This window comes from Dactylosporangium fulvum (genome assembly GCF_025137375.1).
Taxonomy (GTDB): domain Bacteria; phylum Actinomycetota; class Actinomycetes; order Mycobacteriales; family Micromonosporaceae; genus Dactylosporangium; species Dactylosporangium fulvum.
Genome location: NZ_CP073720.1, coordinates 6,546,733 through 6,561,976, shown reverse-complemented (window position 1 = coordinate 6,561,976; position 15,244 = coordinate 6,546,733). Strand labels below are relative to the sequence as shown.

Annotated in this window: 11 protein-coding genes; 6 read left to right on the top strand and 5 right to left on the bottom strand. The window is 74.2% G+C overall.

The genetic code is table 11. From position 1 onward, the window contains the following. Positions 1 to 9 precede the first annotated feature (9 nt). Positions 10 to 1,359 carry an extracellular solute-binding protein gene (locus Dfulv_RS30325; protein WP_259857197.1) on the bottom strand — a complete coding sequence of 450 codons (1,350 nt, stop codon included), beginning with the start codon at positions 1,357 to 1,359 and terminating at the stop codon, positions 10 to 12. Beyond that, positions 1,352 to 3,334, bottom strand: coding sequence for a vWA domain-containing protein (locus Dfulv_RS30320; protein ID WP_259857196.1), 1,983 nt, complete (start codon positions 3,332 to 3,334; stop codon positions 1,352 to 1,354). Before Dfulv_RS30320 ends, Dfulv_RS30325 begins: the two co-directional genes overlap by 8 nt. Before the next feature lie 49 nt (positions 3,335 to 3,383). Between Dfulv_RS30320 and Dfulv_RS30315 the strand changes: the two genes are divergently transcribed. Together Dfulv_RS30315 and Dfulv_RS30310 are read left to right on the top strand one after the other, a co-directional pair. Further along, positions 3,384 to 4,313: a carbohydrate kinase family protein gene (locus Dfulv_RS30315; protein ID WP_259857195.1), complete on the top strand. Its 930-nt coding sequence runs from the start codon at positions 3,384 to 3,386 to the stop codon at positions 4,311 to 4,313. Positions 4,314 to 4,419: 106 nt separating this feature from the next. After that, positions 4,420 to 5,445: a nitronate monooxygenase gene (locus tag Dfulv_RS30310; protein ID WP_259857194.1), complete on the top strand. Its 1,026-nt coding sequence runs from the start codon at positions 4,420 to 4,422 to the stop codon at positions 5,443 to 5,445. A 160-nt stretch (positions 5,446 to 5,605) separates the two neighbouring features. Here Dfulv_RS30310 and Dfulv_RS30305 read toward each other — a convergent pair whose 3' ends face one another. Next, complete coding sequence (locus Dfulv_RS30305; RefSeq protein ID WP_259857193.1) at positions 5,606 to 6,145, bottom strand: hypothetical protein; 540 nt, start codon at positions 6,143 to 6,145, stop codon at positions 5,606 to 5,608. 58 nt (positions 6,146 to 6,203) lie between these two features. After that, a complete protein-coding gene (locus tag Dfulv_RS30300; protein WP_259857192.1) occupies positions 6,204 to 8,258 on the bottom strand; it encodes a M4 family metallopeptidase in 2,055 nt (684 codons plus the stop codon). A 328-nt stretch (positions 8,259 to 8,586) separates the two neighbouring features. On the opposite strand from Dfulv_RS30300, the gene Dfulv_RS30295 reads away from it, so the two are divergent. The 3 genes from Dfulv_RS30295 (at position 8,587) to Dfulv_RS30285 (ending at position 12,602) form a co-directional block, all read left to right on the top strand. Beyond that, positions 8,587 to 10,092: a bis-aminopropyl spermidine synthase family protein gene (locus Dfulv_RS30295; RefSeq protein WP_259857190.1), complete on the top strand. Its 1,506-nt coding sequence runs from the start codon at positions 8,587 to 8,589 to the stop codon at positions 10,090 to 10,092. Beyond that, positions 10,089 to 11,303 (top strand): MFS transporter, encoded by a 1,215-nt coding sequence (locus Dfulv_RS30290; protein ID WP_259857188.1) that lies wholly within the window; start codon positions 10,089 to 10,091, stop codon positions 11,301 to 11,303. The genes Dfulv_RS30295 and Dfulv_RS30290 overlap by 4 nt, the downstream gene beginning before the upstream one ends. A 174-nt stretch (positions 11,304 to 11,477) precedes the next feature. Further along, positions 11,478 to 12,602: a CaiB/BaiF CoA transferase family protein gene (locus Dfulv_RS30285; protein WP_259857186.1), complete on the top strand. Its 1,125-nt coding sequence runs from the start codon at positions 11,478 to 11,480 to the stop codon at positions 12,600 to 12,602. Here the strand turns inward: Dfulv_RS30285 and Dfulv_RS30280 are convergent. Next, on the bottom strand, positions 12,578 to 13,009 hold the full coding sequence (locus Dfulv_RS30280; RefSeq protein ID WP_259857184.1) for a phosphatase domain-containing protein: 432 nt from the start codon (positions 13,007 to 13,009) through the stop codon (positions 12,578 to 12,580). The genes Dfulv_RS30285 and Dfulv_RS30280 overlap by 25 nt on opposite strands. 38 nt (positions 13,010 to 13,047) lie before the next feature. Between Dfulv_RS30280 and Dfulv_RS30275 the strand changes: the two genes are divergently transcribed. Continuing rightward, on the top strand, positions 13,048 to 15,243 hold the full coding sequence (locus Dfulv_RS30275; RefSeq protein WP_259857181.1) for an FUSC family protein: 2,196 nt from the start codon (positions 13,048 to 13,050) through the stop codon (positions 15,241 to 15,243). Position 15,244 lies beyond the last annotated feature (1 nt).

Here is a 15,244-nt window from a genome sequence, read left to right as displayed (position 1 = left end):
CAGACCGCCTCAGCGTTTGTACCCCTGCAGCGCGGCCTCCAGGCGGGGCTTCGCGTCGGCCGGCAGGCGGCCGCCGTCGGCGAGCGCCTCCCGGACGATCCGCCGGAACGTCTCGGTGAACTGCGCGTAGTGCGGGGTCACCGGACGGCTGCGGGCGGAGCGGATCGCCTCCAGCAGGACCGGCGCGTAGCGGTACCGCTGCACCACTGTCGTGTCGCGGTAGACGATCTCGCGGGTCGCCGCGAACCCGCCGCGCTCGAACAGGATCTGCTGGCTGCGCTCGCCGGTGAGGAACTCGATGAGGTGCTGCGCGGCGCGCGGGTGGCGGCTGTCCGCGGCGATCGCCAGGTTCTGCCCGCCGAGCGCGCTCGGGCCGGGCAGCTTCGCCACCCGGAACTCGACCGCCGCCGCGCTGTCGGCGCCTTCCCGCGGCTCGAGTGCCCGGTGCGCCACCGGCCAGTTGCGCATGAACGCCACCTTGCCCTCGGCGAACGCCTGCGTGGTGGCGGTCTCGTCGAAGCCGGTCGAGTCCGGCAGGATCTGCGGCGGCGCACCGGAGCCGAGGCCCGTCGCCAGCCGGGTCAGCCCGGTCTGCGCCTCCGGCGAGTCGATGACCACCCGGCCGCGGCTGTCGACGACGTCGCCGCCGGCCGCCCAGATCGCCTCCAGGGCGTTGACGGTCAGCCCCTCGTAGTCGGCGAGCTGGCCGGCGTATCCGGCGACCGGCTGCGGGCCGGCCGGCGCCGGGCGGCTCAGCGCCTCCTGCGCCTCGGCGACCAGCTGCGGCCACGACGCGGGCGCGGTGCCGACGAGACGGTTGCGGTAGTACAGCAGGCCGGCGTCGGTGTTGAACGGCAGCGCCCACAGCGCGCCGTCCCAGCGGCAGGTGGCCAGCGGCCCGGTCAGGAAGCCCGATGTGTCGGCGGCGCGCTCGTCGAGCTTGCGGATGTACCCCTCGGAGGCGAACTCGGCGGTCCACGTCACGTCGAGGTTGTAGATGTCGACGCCGCCCCGGCCGCTCTGCGCCCGGGCCGCCATCTCGCTGTGCTGGGCGTCGGCGACCTGGGAGAGCTCCTCGATCCGGGCCTGGTTGTCCGGGTGCAGCGCGTTCCACTGGTCGACGAGCGCCTGCCGCTGGCCGCCGGCGCCGTCGTCGCGGCCGCTGAGGATGACCAGGTCGCCGGGCTCCGGCCGGTCGGGGTCCCGCAACGCGGGCCGGACCCAGACGGCGAACGCCGCGGCGAGCAGGACGCCGACCAGCAGCCCGCCGGCGAACATGGTCAGCCGCGGACGGCGCGCCGGCACGCCGACCAGCGCGCCGAAGACCCGCCGTATCCACCCATTGCCGTCGTCAGCCATCGCCCGCGTCGCCTCCCCAGAGCAGTCCGAACAGGTCCACCAGCACGTCGTCGACGGAATCCGGTCCGGCGTCGTAGCAGGCGCCCCCGGTGTGCGTCGTGAGCTGCTGCAGCGCGAGCGCGCCGCAGCTGGCCTCACCGATCGCGACCACGAACACCCGCGCGCCCTTCCCGCGGATCAGAGCGTCCACTTCGGACGGTTCCCGGCCGCTCGTGTCGTTGCCGTCGGTGAGCACGACGAGGCTCGCGATGCGCTCGTCGGGATTGGCCGTCACGTCGCGCACCCCGTCGGCGATCGTCGGGTACAGCGGGGTGCCGCCCACCGGCCGTACCGCCGCGAGAGCGTCGACGGCGGCCTGCCGCCGGGGCACGCCGCCGACCGGCGCGTCGGCCCGGCCCAGCGGCACGAGCTGCCGTGCGCCGCCGCCCCCGCCGTCGGCCGGGAAGATCCGCAGGCCGAACTCGTCGCGGCCGCTCATCAGCTCGAGCGCCCGCGCGACGCCCCGCGACGCCAGCTGGAACCGCGTCGTCCCGGCCCGGTCGACCGCGGTCTGCATCGAGCCCGACGCGTCGAGGGCGAGCAGGATGCGGCCGGGGCGGCGCGCCTGCGCGTACCGCCGCAGCGAGCCGTCGATCGTCTCCCGCGCCGGAGGCCGCCGGTCGAACGCGACGCCGGGCTGTGCGCCGAACTGCTCCGTCAGCGGGTCGGTCACGTCGAACAGCGGCGGCGGCCGCAACGCCGACCGCAGCATGGTCCGCTTGCCCTCGGCGCCGCCCAGCCAGGCGCCGAAGTCCTTCGCGGCGGCCGTGGTCGCGGTGCCGGTGCCGTCCCAGCCGAGGCGCAGGAAGAGGCGGTCCTCGCTCACCGTGTCCTTCGGGTAGAAGGCGACCAGGGCCTGCTCCGGCGCCGGCGCCTGCGGGCCGAGGCCGCACCCGCCGAGGCCCTGGTTGAACCGGACCACGGCCTGCTCGTCGGCGATCACCGCGGCCCGGCGCGGATCGGCGGTCAGCTTGTGGCACAGCAGTTGCGCGCTCGTACCGAGGGGAAAGCCACCGGTGTCGAGGGAGCGCTCGATACGCTGCTCGACCGCCCGCGCGCCGGCCGCGTCGGCGGACAGCCCGGTGTAGAGCGCGGCGGTGGCGAGCACTCCCGGCGTCGACACGGACGGGTCGGGCCGCACCACGTCCCAGCCGCGCTGGGTGGCCTCCCGCCACAGCTGCTGCCAGGTCAGCTCGCGCCGCCGCGCCGCCAGTTCCTCCGGCACGTTCGCCGCCGGCACGCCGAGGACAACAGGGGAGTGGCCGATCGTGCGCCGCTCGGCGACCGGCACCGTGACCGCGAACCGCACTGCCGCGTCCTGGGTCAGGGTGAGGTCGAGGGACGAGTCGGGCAGCCACACGTCGGGCCGCGGGCCGATCCGGCGCAGCGCGTCGTTGGTCCAGCCGCTCGCGACGGCCTCGTGCACGTCCGCCGGACGGGCGCCGTAGACGTAGAGGTCGGCGCTCGGGCAGCCATGGTACCGGCGGGCGGTCGCCGCCTCGTAGGCGTCGGCGAGCTGCCGCACCGCCGTCAGCTGTTCCGTCGAGGTCAGGACCCGCACGGCGGCGGGCTGCTCGCACCCCCGCAGCCACCGGCGCGCCGCGTCGATCCCGCGCGGCACCGTGAACCCGAGCGCCAGCGCCAGCAGGCACGCGGCGGCGACGGCCAGCACGTAGCGCAGCCGGGCCCACTCGCGCAGCGCCTTCCAGCCGGAGCCGGACCAGGCGAGCAACTCGTCGAAGAGACCGGCGGCGAACAGGCCGCCCAGGCCGCCGACGACCGAGCCGAAGACGAGCATGATCCAGCGCGCGGTCGAGGCGGGCTCGTCGGTCGACAGCTGCTGGAGGAAGATGCCGGAGCCGGTGAAGAGAGCGACCATGATCGACACGACCGGACGCGCCTTCTGGCGGTTCTCGTGGTCCCCAGGGTCCGCCATGCCGTCATTGTGCCCCAATAGGCAAATCAGTGTCGTCTATGCTTTCGGCATGGTGCCCCGAACGGTGGACTTCGACGTGGTGGTGCTCGGAGGCGTCGGGGTGGACACCATCGTGCGGGTGCCCGAGCTGACGATCCCGCCGGGGGACTTCGTGGCCGTGCCGCCGGTGCGGGACTACGTCGCGCACTCCGGCAACGGGGTCGCGCTCGGGTTCCACGCCCTGGGGCTGCGCACCAGGTTCGCCGACTTCCTCGGCGACGACCCGCTCGGTGACCTCGTCCGGGCCCGTTACACCGCTGTGGGGCTCGACTTCAGCGCCGTGCCGGCGCCGAACGGCACCCCGCGCAGCGTCAACCTCGTCGATCGCGCGGGCCGGCGGTTCTCGTTCTTCGACGGCCGCCACCCCGACGGCCTGGTCCTGCCGCCCGGCTCCTACCTGCCGCTCGTCGAGCGCGCGGCACACGTCCACGTCGCCTCGCCGCGGGCGCCGGAGGCGTTCCCGGCGGCGCGGCGGCTCGGGATCACCACGTCGACCGACATCCACTCGTGGAACGGCACCGACTCCTGGGCCGAACCGCTCGCGTTCGAGGCGGACCTGGTCTTCCTCAGCTCGGCGGCGGCGCCGGACCGTGTCGACGAGGTCATGCAGGTGGTGCTCGACAAGGGCCGGGCCGCGGTGGTGGTGGCCACGGAGGGCGCGCTGGGCAGCCGCGTGCTGGTCCGCGGCGAGCCGGCACCGCGGCGCTTCCCGGTGGTCACCCCGGACCGCCCGGTGGTGGACAGCAACGGCGCGGGCGACGCGTACAGCACGGCCTTCATGAGCCGCTGGTTCGCGAATCGCCCGATCGAGGAGTGCGCCCTGGCGGGCGCCGTGTCGGGCGCGTTCGCCTGCGGCGCGGCCGGCACCCACGAGGAGCTGATCACGGCCGCCGAGCTGGCGGCGGGCGTGCGCAGAGGCTGGGGCCAGGCCCGCGGCTGACGCGGCGTGCGCCGGGGCTGCGCGGAGCCTGTGTCGAGATCCGCATGGCGGCCGTCACCCTCGACCGCGGCTGCCGGCACGGCTGAGGCCGCCTATCGTTGGTCCGGTGCAGACACCGCTGACCGGACTCGGCCTCCCGCTGCCGCTCATCGCCGCGCCGATGGCGGGCGGGCCGTCGACCCCCGCGTTCGTCTCCGCCGCCGCACGCGCCGGGGCGCTGGGGTTCCTCGCCGCCGGGTACAAGACACCCGAGGCCCTCGCCGAGCAGATCGCCGCCGTGCGGGACGTGCCGTTCGGGGTCAACGTGTTCGCGCCCAACCCGCTGCCGGTCGACCCCGAGGCGTTCCGGCGGTATGCGCGGTCGCTGCAACCCGAGGCCGACCGCTACGGGCTGGACCTCGCCGGTGCCGAGCCGGTCGAGGACGACGACCACTGGCAGGACAAGATCGACCTGCTGCTGGCCGACCCGGTGCCGGTCGTGAGCTTCACGTTCGGCCTGCCCGACCGGGCACTCGTCGCCAGGCTGCGGGCCGCCGGGACGGTTGTCGTGCAGACGGTCACCGCGCTGCCTGAGGCCCTCGCCGCCGCCGAGCGGGGCGTCGACGCCCTCGCCGTGCAGTCGGCCGGCGCCGGCGCCCATTCGGGGACGCTGACCCCCGCGGCGCCGCCCGCGTCCGTGCCGCTGGCCGACCTGGTGGCCGGGATCGGCCGGCGCGTCCCGCTGCCGATCTTCGCCGCGGGCGGGATGGGGACGGCGCAGGACGTCGCGGCCGTGCTCCGGGCGGGTGCGGCCGCCGCGATGGTCGGCACCGTCCTGCTGCGCGCCGACGAGAGCGGCGCGTCGGCGCCGCACCGGGCGGCGCTCGCCGACCCGGCGGGCATGCAGACCGTGGTGACCCGGGCGTTCACCGGCCGGCCCGCCCGCGGGCTGCGCAACCGGTTCGTCGCCGCGCACGACGCGGACGCGCCGCTGGGCTATCCTGCGGTACATCACCTGACCGCCCCGCTGCGCCGTGCGGCCGCAGCGGCCGGTGACACGGACACGATCCACCTGTGGGCGGGCACGGGATTCCGCCACGCGACGGAGGGCCCGGTGGGGGCGATCCTCACCCGCCTCGCCGCCGACACGTAGCCGGCCGCCGTGGACCTGCTGGCCAGCGTCTGAGCGGGCGCCGCTGATCATCGGCGGCACGGCGACGGCGATGAGCGCGGTGGTGGGATTCATGCCGTTGACGGTAGGAACCGGACCGGTCGGAGCGCCGCCACCCACGGGTGGAGCCCGGGTGGAGATCTCAGCGGACGGCCGCGATCTCGTCCATCGGCAGCCGGCGCAGGAACGTCCAGAGGAACGCCCCGGTGCGGCGGTGGACGTACAGGAAGTGCGGATAGGGCAGGCCGAGCTCGGCGACCCAGTGGGTGGCGGGACCGGCCACGCGCACGGTGATCGGCACCGCCCGCATCGCGTGCCGGTGCAGGTCGCCGACGAGCAGGTCGTGGGCCATCACCTCGGCCTTCGAGCGGGGCACCGGGCCAGGGCGGTCGTGGTAGGTCAGCACCCGCTCGGCGTATGCGGCCCACTCACCGGCGAGACCCTGTCCGGCGGCACGGGCGGCGGCTTCCCGGACCGCGGGCAGCTCGCGCCCGGTGCCGAGCAGGCGGCGGGTGTAGTCCTCGAGGATCATCGCGCAGGCGTGCTGTTTCGGGCAGGTCGCGTCGGCGGCGGTGTCGACCAGGAACGGCAGGAACGACACGTCGTGCAGCATGAGGTCGAAGTCCTCGTCGGGCAGCTCCGCCCGGGCGTCGTAGGCCCACCGGGCGAAGTCGAAGTCCACCGGGACAGGATAAGGGGCCCGGGCGGCGCGCGGCCCGGGCCCTCGTCCGCAGGTACCGCTAGCTGAGCGTGACCGCCGTGTCGTCGATGACGAACGAGGTCTGCAGCGAGGAGTCCTCGGTGCCGCTCCACTTGATGCTCACCGTCTGGCCGGCGAAGGCGTTGAGGCTGTAGCTCTTGAGCTGGTAGCCCGAGGCCTTGTTGAGGTTCGACAGCGTCGCGAGTGTCGTCGAGCCGGCCGTGATGGTCAGCTTGTCGTACGCCGTGGTCGTCGTCGTCTCCGCCGAGTCGATGTGCACGTAGAACGACAGCGTCGCGTTACATCCCGCTGGGATCGTCACGCTCTGGGCGATCGACTCCGTGTGGGTCGAGCCGTAGCCGAGGAGCCACGAGCTGTAGGTGCCGCTGCGGGCCGGCTGGCCCTGGCTGCTCCACTGGCCGATGGTGCCGGTCGTGCCGGTCCAGTTGGCCGTGCCCGACTCGAAGCCCGGGTTGAGCAGCTTCTGGCCGGAGCAGTTGCCCGTCGGCGGGGTCGTCGGCGGGGTGGTGGGCGGCGTGGTGTCGCCGGTGCAGGTCGGGTCGCCCGACTGCGCCGGCACGCTGACGGCGTCCCATGTGGCCTTGACCGTGTTGAACTCGGTGCAGCTGCCCGGGTACAGGTTCTTGGCCGCGGTGAGCGTCCAGGTCCGGTACTTCAGGTAGGACGACGTCGAGGTCTTCATCAGCATCGCGTTGTACATGATCTTCATGGCCTTCTGGATGCCGATGCCGGTGATGCTCGACCCGTTGCAGGTCGGGCTGGCCGGCTGGCCGCCGCTGGCGGCGCTGCCCTGGGCGAGCAGGTAGAACCAGTGGTTGCCGGGCCCGGCCGCGGCGTGCACCTCGGTCGACGGGATGCTGCTGGAGTAGCAGTTCGGGTCACCGTCCAGCGAGGGGTTGTACATGTGCCGGATCGGGCCGCTGCCGACCAGGTTGATCTCCTCGCCGACCTGGTAGTCCGGCGGGTCGTTCGGGTTGTTCGCGAACCACTCGGTGGCCGCGCCGAACGTGTCCGCGACGAACTCCTGGGTGCCGGACTTGGAGATGCCGCCCGGGGTGTTGTCGTCGATGCCGTGGCCGAGCTCGTGGGCGACCACGTCGAGCGAACCGATCCACTGACCGGCGGTGTTCTTGCCGATCTGGACCTGGGTGCCGTCATAGTAGGCGTTCTGGTCGTTCAGGCCGACCCGGATCGGCCAGGCGCCGCCGCTGCTGCTGAACCCGTTGCGGCCCAGCCACTGCGACAGCATCGCCTTTTCCTGCTGCGCCGCGTAGAGGGCGTCGACACAGCCGGTCTCCCGGTTGGTGCCGACCCCGTTGCCCCACACGTCGTCGGAGCCGGAGAACGTGGTGTTGTTCGCAGCGTCCTGGCAGCTCAGGGTCGAGATGCCGGGGTCCTGCATACGGTACGTGCTGCCGGACAGCGTCGTATTGACGGTGACGTTGCCGACGATCCAGCCGGTGCCGGTGCCCTTCATGACGCGCTCGGTCTTGTCGAGCACCGCGCCGGTGGCGGCGTCGACCTCGACGGTGAGCCGGCTCGCACCGTCGGCGCCGGTGCCGGTGACCGTCGTCTCGTAGGCGAGCTTGGCGGGGCCGTCCAGCGCGTAGACGACGAGCCGGGTGCCCTCGACGGCGTTGACCGAGGTCAGCTGCTTGCGGGCCACGGCCTCCGCGTCCGCCGCGGTGAGCTTGGCCGTCGTCGGCACGTTGCTGATCGCCTGGGACTGCGCCACCGAGGTGTACTTCGTGGCGCCCGCGGCGTCGGTGACCACGACGAAGTCACCGCCGACGACGGGGAGTCCCTTGTACGTGCGCTCATAGGCGACGTACTTCGCGCTGCCCGACGCGGTGACCGACTTCTGCACGTAGGCGTCTTCGGCGCTCGGGTGCAGGGCGCTCGGCCTGCCGGCGACGAACGAGTCGGCCTTCTGGGCGGCGACCGAGTCGGCCACCGCCACGTCGGACGGCCCGGGCACTGGGGGTGAGGCTTGCACGGCCGCGGCGGTGCCGGCTGTTACCAGCCCTACCGCGAACACTCCGGCCGCTGTGGCGAACCGTGGGGTGAGCTTCAAGGGTGCCTTCTTTCCAGCAACGGCGCATCAACCGGGGAATGTGTGACGGATGCGCCGGAACCAATAAGACACGCGTGAGCCGAGGTGGTGGGGAAGGGATGGTGAGCGCGCCGTTCACCGGGCTTCCGAACGCATCGACTCATAGCGATGCGCCGACGATCACACATCGGTCAATACTTGGACAAGGGTCGATGCCCTCTGCTGACCCTCGCCACCACCCTGTACTTCGGCCCGGGAAACACGCCGGAAATCTTGCGCTCCGTACACCTTGAACCCGCTCACGACTACAGGTCGTCAACTTTTAACAGGTGTCTGTTATGTTTCGGCGGTGGAGGGCGACGCGATCAAGGAGGACACGATCACGGGGGAGCCGATCGACACCGTCGCCGCGCTCGTTGCCGAGGCCGGCATCGCCGCGCGCCGCCTCCGGCAGGTGATCGCCCGGCTCACCGAGCGCGAGCGCCCACCGGCCGGCCTCGACGACCTCGTCCGCGAGCACGCCGTGCCGCGCCGGACGGTCGAGGCGCTCCTGCGGGCCGCCGGACCGGACCTCGACGGCCCGCTGCTGCGGCCGTCCGCCGTCCCGCGGTACCGCGAACGCTTCGGCTACGACGAGCTCCACCGCCCGCGCCGGGCACCCGACCTGACCGAGGTCATCGCCGCGGCCCCGGCGGCGGACCGCTCCCTCGACCACGTCTCCGCGACCGCCGACACCGCCGGCCGCCGCGCGGTGTGGCTCGACGAGACCTTCGACCTGACCGGTGCCCACCTCGTCTGCGTCGGCGACCACGACCTCACCTCGCTCGCCGTGCGGCGGGCCAACCCCGGCCTGCGGGTCAGCGTCGTCGACGTCGACGACCGGCTGCTCGACTACATCGCCGCGCAGGACCCGGACATCGACTGCTGGCACGCCGACCTGCGGTTCGGTCTGCCGCCCGCGCTGGCCGGCACCGCCGACCTCGTCTTCACCGACCCGCCCTACACCCCCGAGGGGGTCCGGCTGTTCCTCGGCCGGGGCGCGCAGGCGCTCGGCGACCGCACGAACGGCCGGCTCGTCATGGCCTACGGCTTCAGCCCGCTGACCCCGGCCCTCGGGCTGAAGGTCCAGCGCGCGGTGCTCGAGCTCGATCTGGTGACGGAGGCGATCCTGCCGGCCTTCAACCGGTACCACGGCGCGCAGGCCGTCGGCAGCGCCAGCGATCTCTACGTGTGCCGGCCGACCCCGGACACCTGGCGGGCGCTGGACCGCCGCCTGGCCAAGGCGTCGATCAACATCTACACGCACGGCGGGCAGTCCCTGGAGGGCCGCCCGGGCGGTGCGCTCCTGCCCGGCGCGCTGACGCCCGCCGACGTGTTCGGCGGCGGGCCGGTCGCGGTGCGGTCCGGTGCGGCCGCCGTCGACCTCACCGGCGACCCGGGGCCGTGGCTGCTGCGGGCGCTGCTCGCGGTGAACGCGGAACGCCTGACGCTGCTCGTGCCGAACCGGCACCCCGACCTCGCCGACGCCGCGTCCCAGGCGGCGCTGCGGGAGGTGGCCGGGGCGAAGTACACGTTGCGGTACCGCCGCAGCACCCCCGATCCGGACCACGCGATCGTCGAGGCGGCCGCGACCGGCGCCGGCGACGCGGCGGCCTGGCTACTGACTCACGCGCATGGCAAACTCGGCAACGTGGTGCGCGAGTCGCTGATCCGGGGCAGTGGCGGGACCCTCACCAAGAACGAGGCCCGCGCCGAGGCCGCCCGTCTCATGGACCGCCCGGCGTGGCTCGACGCGCGCCTGCTCGACCTGCCCCGCCCGGCGGTGCTGCGCCTCGTGCGCGCGTCGCATTCGTGACGAATCTCTGGCGGGACCGGAGTTTTGTCGCGTTCCTGTCGGCGCAGACGCTGTCGGCGCTGGGCGACGCGTTCTCCCTCGTTGCCGTGCCCCTGCTGATCCTCGACACCACCGGCTCGGTGGCCCAGCTCGGCGCGGTCACCGCTCTCAACGGCGTCGCCACGCTCGTCGCCGGTGTCTTCGCCGGCCACGTCGCCGACCGCTTCGACCGGCGGACGCTGCTGCGGGTCTGCGACGTCGCGCGGTTCCTGCTGTTCGGCAGCATCCCGGTCGTCTGGGCGTTCGGGCCGCAGCTCTGGCTGGTCTACCTCGTCCTGCCGCTGGCCGCGGTCTTCTCGATGGTGTTCCAGGTGACGTACGTGACGGTGGTGCCCGCCCTGGTGCCCGCCGACCGGATCACCGAGGCCAACGGCCGCCTCTACGGCACGTACTCGGTCGCCTACCTGGCCGGGCCGGCGCTCGCGGGTCTGATCTCCGGCGCGGCGGGCCCGTCGGCCGCGATCGCCGTCGACGCGGTGACGTTCGCGCTGTCGGCGCTCGGCCTCGCGTTCGTGCGCGTCCGGAAGTCCACAGTGGACGACGAGGCGCGGGCGGAGGGGCGCGGCCTGGCGGTCGGTGTGCGGTTCATCCGGCGCCATCCGGTGCTCTGGCCGCTCACGGTCCTGCTGACCGTGCTCATCTTCTTCACCGCGGCCCTCGACGACGTGGTCATCTACCACCTCAAGCACGACCTGCGGCAGACGGACAGCACGATCGGCCTCGTGATGACGGCCGGGGTCATCGGCACCATGCTCGCGTCCGCGGTCGTGGCGCGGGTGCGCCGCAGAGCCGGCTTCGGGCCGGCCTGGATCGGCGCCTACACCCTGGCCGGCGTCGCCATCGCCGCGGTCGGCCTGGCCGGCCTGGTCCCGGTCGTCGCGGTGCTCGTCGCGGTCGTCCTGCTGTGCACCGGGGTCGCCGGGATCGCGTCGATGTCCCTGCGCCAGGAGGTGACGCCGGGGCACATGCTGGGCCGGGTCACGTCGGCGTTCTGGACCCTCCAGCTCACCCTGGCCCCGCTCGGCGCGGCCACCCTGACCACCGCCGCGGGCCGCTTCGGCGTCACCGCGACCCTGCTGCCGTCCGGCGCGGCAGTCGCGCTCACCGCGCTCGCGGCCCTGCTCACGCCGATGCGCCGAACAGCGCCTCCGCCGCCGCCGTCTCCCACATAACCACCGGATCGGCGGCAGCCGGATCGCGCAGCCACTGCGCAAGCTGATCGATGCCGCGAACGCCTGACCCCCCTCGGCGTTGATCATGCAGTTGTGGTGCCTGCCGAAGTGGGACATCGTGGGAGTGTCGAGGCACCACAACTGCAGGATCGACGCGGAGAAGAGAGGGCAGGGATGACGTCAGGGCCGCTCGCCGGCATCAAGGTGGTCGAGTTCACCGGGATCGGGCCCGCGCCGTACGGGTGCATGCTCCTCGCCGAACTGGGCGCGTCGGTGATCCGGGTCGACCGGCCGGGCGGCGGCGGGCTGGCCGAGGCGCCGATGGGCCCGCTCTTCCGCAGCCGGCCCCGGCTCGAGCTCGACCTCAAGAGCCCGGAGGGCCGCGCCGCGGTGCTCCGGCTCGCCGAACGCGCCGACGTCCTCGTCGAGGGGCTGCGGCCGGGAGTCACCGAGCGCCTCGGGGTCGGCCCCGGCGACTGCCTCGCCGTGAACCCGGGCCTCGTCTACGCCCGGATGACCGGCTGGGGCCAGGAGGGGCCGCTCGCGCAGCGGGCCGGGCACGACATCACGTACTCGGCCCTGACCGGCGCCCTGCACATGATCGGCCCCCGCGAGCGGCCCGTGCAGGCCGTCAACCTCGTCGCCGACTTCGGCGGCGGCGCGCTCTTCCTCGTCGTCGGCGTGCTGGCGGCCCTGCTGGAGCGGGGCCGCAGCGGCAAGGGGCAGGTCGTCGACGCCGCGATGGTCGACGGCGCGGCGTCACTCACGACCATGCTGTACGGCATGCTCGGCACCGGCTTCTGGGTCGACGAGCGGCAGGCCAACCTCCTCGACGGCGGCGCGCCGTTCTACGACACCTACCGGTGCGCCGACGGGCGGTTCGTCGCGGTCGGCGCCCTGGAGCCGCAGTTCTACGCCGCGCTCGTCGCCGGGCTCGGAGTCACCCCGGAGGGCGGGCAGTACGACCGCGACGCCTGGCCCGCGCACCGGGAGGCGTTCGCGGCGGCGTTCGCCACCCGCACCCGCGACGAGTGGGCGGCCGTGTTCGAGGGCACCGACGCGTGTGTCGCGCCGGTGCTGGCCATGCGGGAGGCGCCGCACCACCCACACATGGCGGCCCGCGGCACGTTCACCACCCTCGGCGGCGTCACCCAGCCGGTCGCGGCGCCCCGCTTCTCCCGCACCCCGGCCCTGGCGCCCACCCCGCCCGGCGACACCGGCCCCGCCCTCGCGGGATGGGGCTTCACCGCCGACGAGATCAAGGACCTGGCCGGTCAGCCGGGGAACCGGGACACGTAACGCTTCTGCCAGGGCGTCTCCACCGCGTGCGACGCGTAGTGCCGCCGCACGAACGCGACCGCCTCCGCCGCCGGCACCCCGTCGAGGACGGCGATGCAGGCGAGCGCCGTCCCGGTGCGCCCGCGGCCGCCGCCGCACGCCACCTCGACCCGCCCGTCACCCGCCCGGGCCAGCACGTCGCGGAACGCGTCGGCGGCGTCGTCGCGGTCGGCCGGCAGCCGGAAGTCGGGCCACCGCAGCCAGCGCGCCGCCCACTCCGTCGCCGGCGGCGGCTTGCCGAGCAGGTACAACCCGAACGTCGGCACCGGTCCCGCCGGCAGCGGCCGACGCAGTCCCCGCCCGCGAACCAGCCGTCCGGACGGCAGGCGTAGCACTCCGTTGCTGTCAGGGGTCCATCCGTCGGTCATCCGCCCACCGTACGTGGTCGAATCCAGGAGTGCGTCCCTTGGTTCGTCCGGCGGAGTGGCTGCGGCGCCGCGACCCGGACCTCGCCGTGCTGCGCCGGGCGGCCCGCACCGCCGTCGTCACGCCCGCGGCGTTCGGGCTCAGCATCGGGCTGATCGGCATCCCGACGATCGCGACCTACACCGCGTTCGGCTGCTTCGCCCTGCTGCTGTTCGCGGACTTCACCGGCCCGGCCTCCGACCGGATCCGGGCCCTGGCCGCCCTCGCGGCCCTCGGCGCCGTCTTCATCACGCTCGGTACGGTCGTCGCCTCCGTCACCTGGCTCGCCACCCTCTGCACCGCCGTCATCGCCTTCGTCGTGCTGTTCTCCGGCGTCGTCAGCTCGGTGCTCGCCGGTGCCGGGACCGCGATGCTCCTGCCGTTCATCCTCTCCTCGTCCCTGCCCGGGCCGCTGTCCGCGGTCCCCGAGCGACTCGCCGGCTGGGGCATCGCGCTCGCCGCCAGCGTCGTCGCCATCACCGTGCTGTGGCCGGCGCCGGAGCCGGAACTGCTGCGCGGCCGGGTGACCGAGGTGTGCGACGCGCTCGCCGACCGGCTGCGGGCCGAGGTCGCGCGGGCCCTCGACCTGCCCGGCGGCGCGCCCGAGCAGATCGGGGCGGCCGCCTGGCGGGCCGAGGCGGCCGTCGCCGCCCTCCAGCGCGACTTCTACTCCACGCCGTACCGCCCCACCGGCCTCAGCGCCGGCGCCCGTGCGCTCGTGCGGCTCGTCGACGAGCTCAGCTGGCTCGGCGGCGTGGTGTCACAGGCCGCCGAGTTCCGCGGCGCGCGCTCGGTGTGCGCCGAGAAGTTCGCCGCCGGCCTGGTCCTGCGGCGCGGCGCCGAACTGCTCAGCGGGCACGGCGACGTCGACGCCATGCACCGGGCACTCGACGACATGGCCGCCGCGGGTGAGGCCACCGAACACGAGGCGATGCACTGCAGCGTCGCCGACGCCACCGCGCTCGACCCGAGTTTCCGCGCCCAGGAGGTGCGGTTCGCGGTCGCCGCGATCGCCGCGAACATCGAGCTGACCGTCGCCGCCGACCGGCGCACCTGGCTGCAGCGGATCCTCGGCTGGCAGCCCAGCGGCCTCGGGACCCCGCTGTCGTCCGCCCGCGAACGCGCCGCCGCCCACCTCGAACCGCACTCGGTCTGGCTGCACAACAGCATCCGGGCCGCGGCCGGACTGGCGCTCGCCGTGCTCGTGGCGCGCCTGACCGGCGTCGAGTACTCCTTCTGGGTGGTCCTCGGCGCGCTGTCCGTGCTGCGCTCCAACGCCCTCGCCACCGGCCAGACCGCGGTGCGCGGCCTGCTCGGCACGTTCGCCGGCCTCGCCGTCGGCGGGGTGATCGTCGTCCTCATCGGCACCAACACCGTGCTGTTCTGGGCGGTACTGCCGCTCGCGGTCCTGTTCGCCGGCCTCGCCCCGGCCACCATCTCCTTCGCCGCCGGGCAGGCCGGCTTCACGATCGCCCTCGTCCTGATCTTCAACATCATCGAGCCGAGGGGCTGGCGGGTCGGCATCGTCCGCGTCGAGGACGTCGCGATCGGCTGCGCGGTCAGCCTCGCCGTGGGCCTGCTGTTCTGGCCGCGCGGCGCCGGGAAGGCGCTCAACACCGCCCTGGCGCAGGCCTACACCGACAGCGCCCACTACCTGCGCGCCGCCGTCGACTTCGGCATCAGCCGCTGCGACAGCGCGGCCCCGCCGACCGCGTCACCACGGGCCGCGGCGCAGCGGGCCGCGGCGGCGAACCGCCGGCTCGACGACGCCTTCCGCACGTACCTCGGCGAGCACGGCGCCAAGCCGGTGCCGCTCACCGCCGTCACCCGGCTCGTCGGCGGTGTCGTCGGGCTGCGGCTCGCCGCCGACGCGGTGCTCGACCTGTGGGAGAGCGACGTGGGCGCGGCCGCCGGCGACCGGACCGCGGCCCGGCAGGAGCTCGAGGCGGCCGGGCATGCGGTCGCCGGCTGGTACCGGACCCTGGCCGACGCGATCACCGGCGACGGGCCGGTGCCCGACGCGCTGCCGCCGGACACCGCGACCACGGCGACGCTGCGCGCGACGGTCGAGCGTGACCTGAGCGCCACCGCCACCGCCGTGCGCATGCTGTGGACCGGCGGCCACCTCGACGCCGCCCGCCGGCTCCAGCCGTCCCTGGTCGATCCGGCGCGGGCGCTCGCCAGGGCCTCGGCCTGAA

Coding starts and splice junctions, on each gene's coding strand:
- Dfulv_RS30325 (WP_259857197.1), bottom strand. CDS start 1,359: ATGGCTGACGACGGCAATGGGTGGATACGGCGGGTCTTCGGCGCGCTG.
- Dfulv_RS30320 (WP_259857196.1), bottom strand. CDS start 3,334: ATGGCGGACCCTGGGGACCACGAGAACCGCCAGAAGGCGCGTCCGGTC.
- Dfulv_RS30315 (WP_259857195.1), top strand. CDS start 3,384: ATGGTGCCCCGAACGGTGGACTTCGACGTGGTGGTGCTCGGAGGCGTC.
- Dfulv_RS30285 (WP_259857186.1), top strand. CDS start 11,478: ATGACGTCAGGGCCGCTCGCCGGCATCAAGGTGGTCGAGTTCACCGGG.
- Dfulv_RS30280 (WP_259857184.1), bottom strand. CDS start 13,009: ATGACCGACGGATGGACCCCTGACAGCAACGGAGTGCTACGCCTGCCG.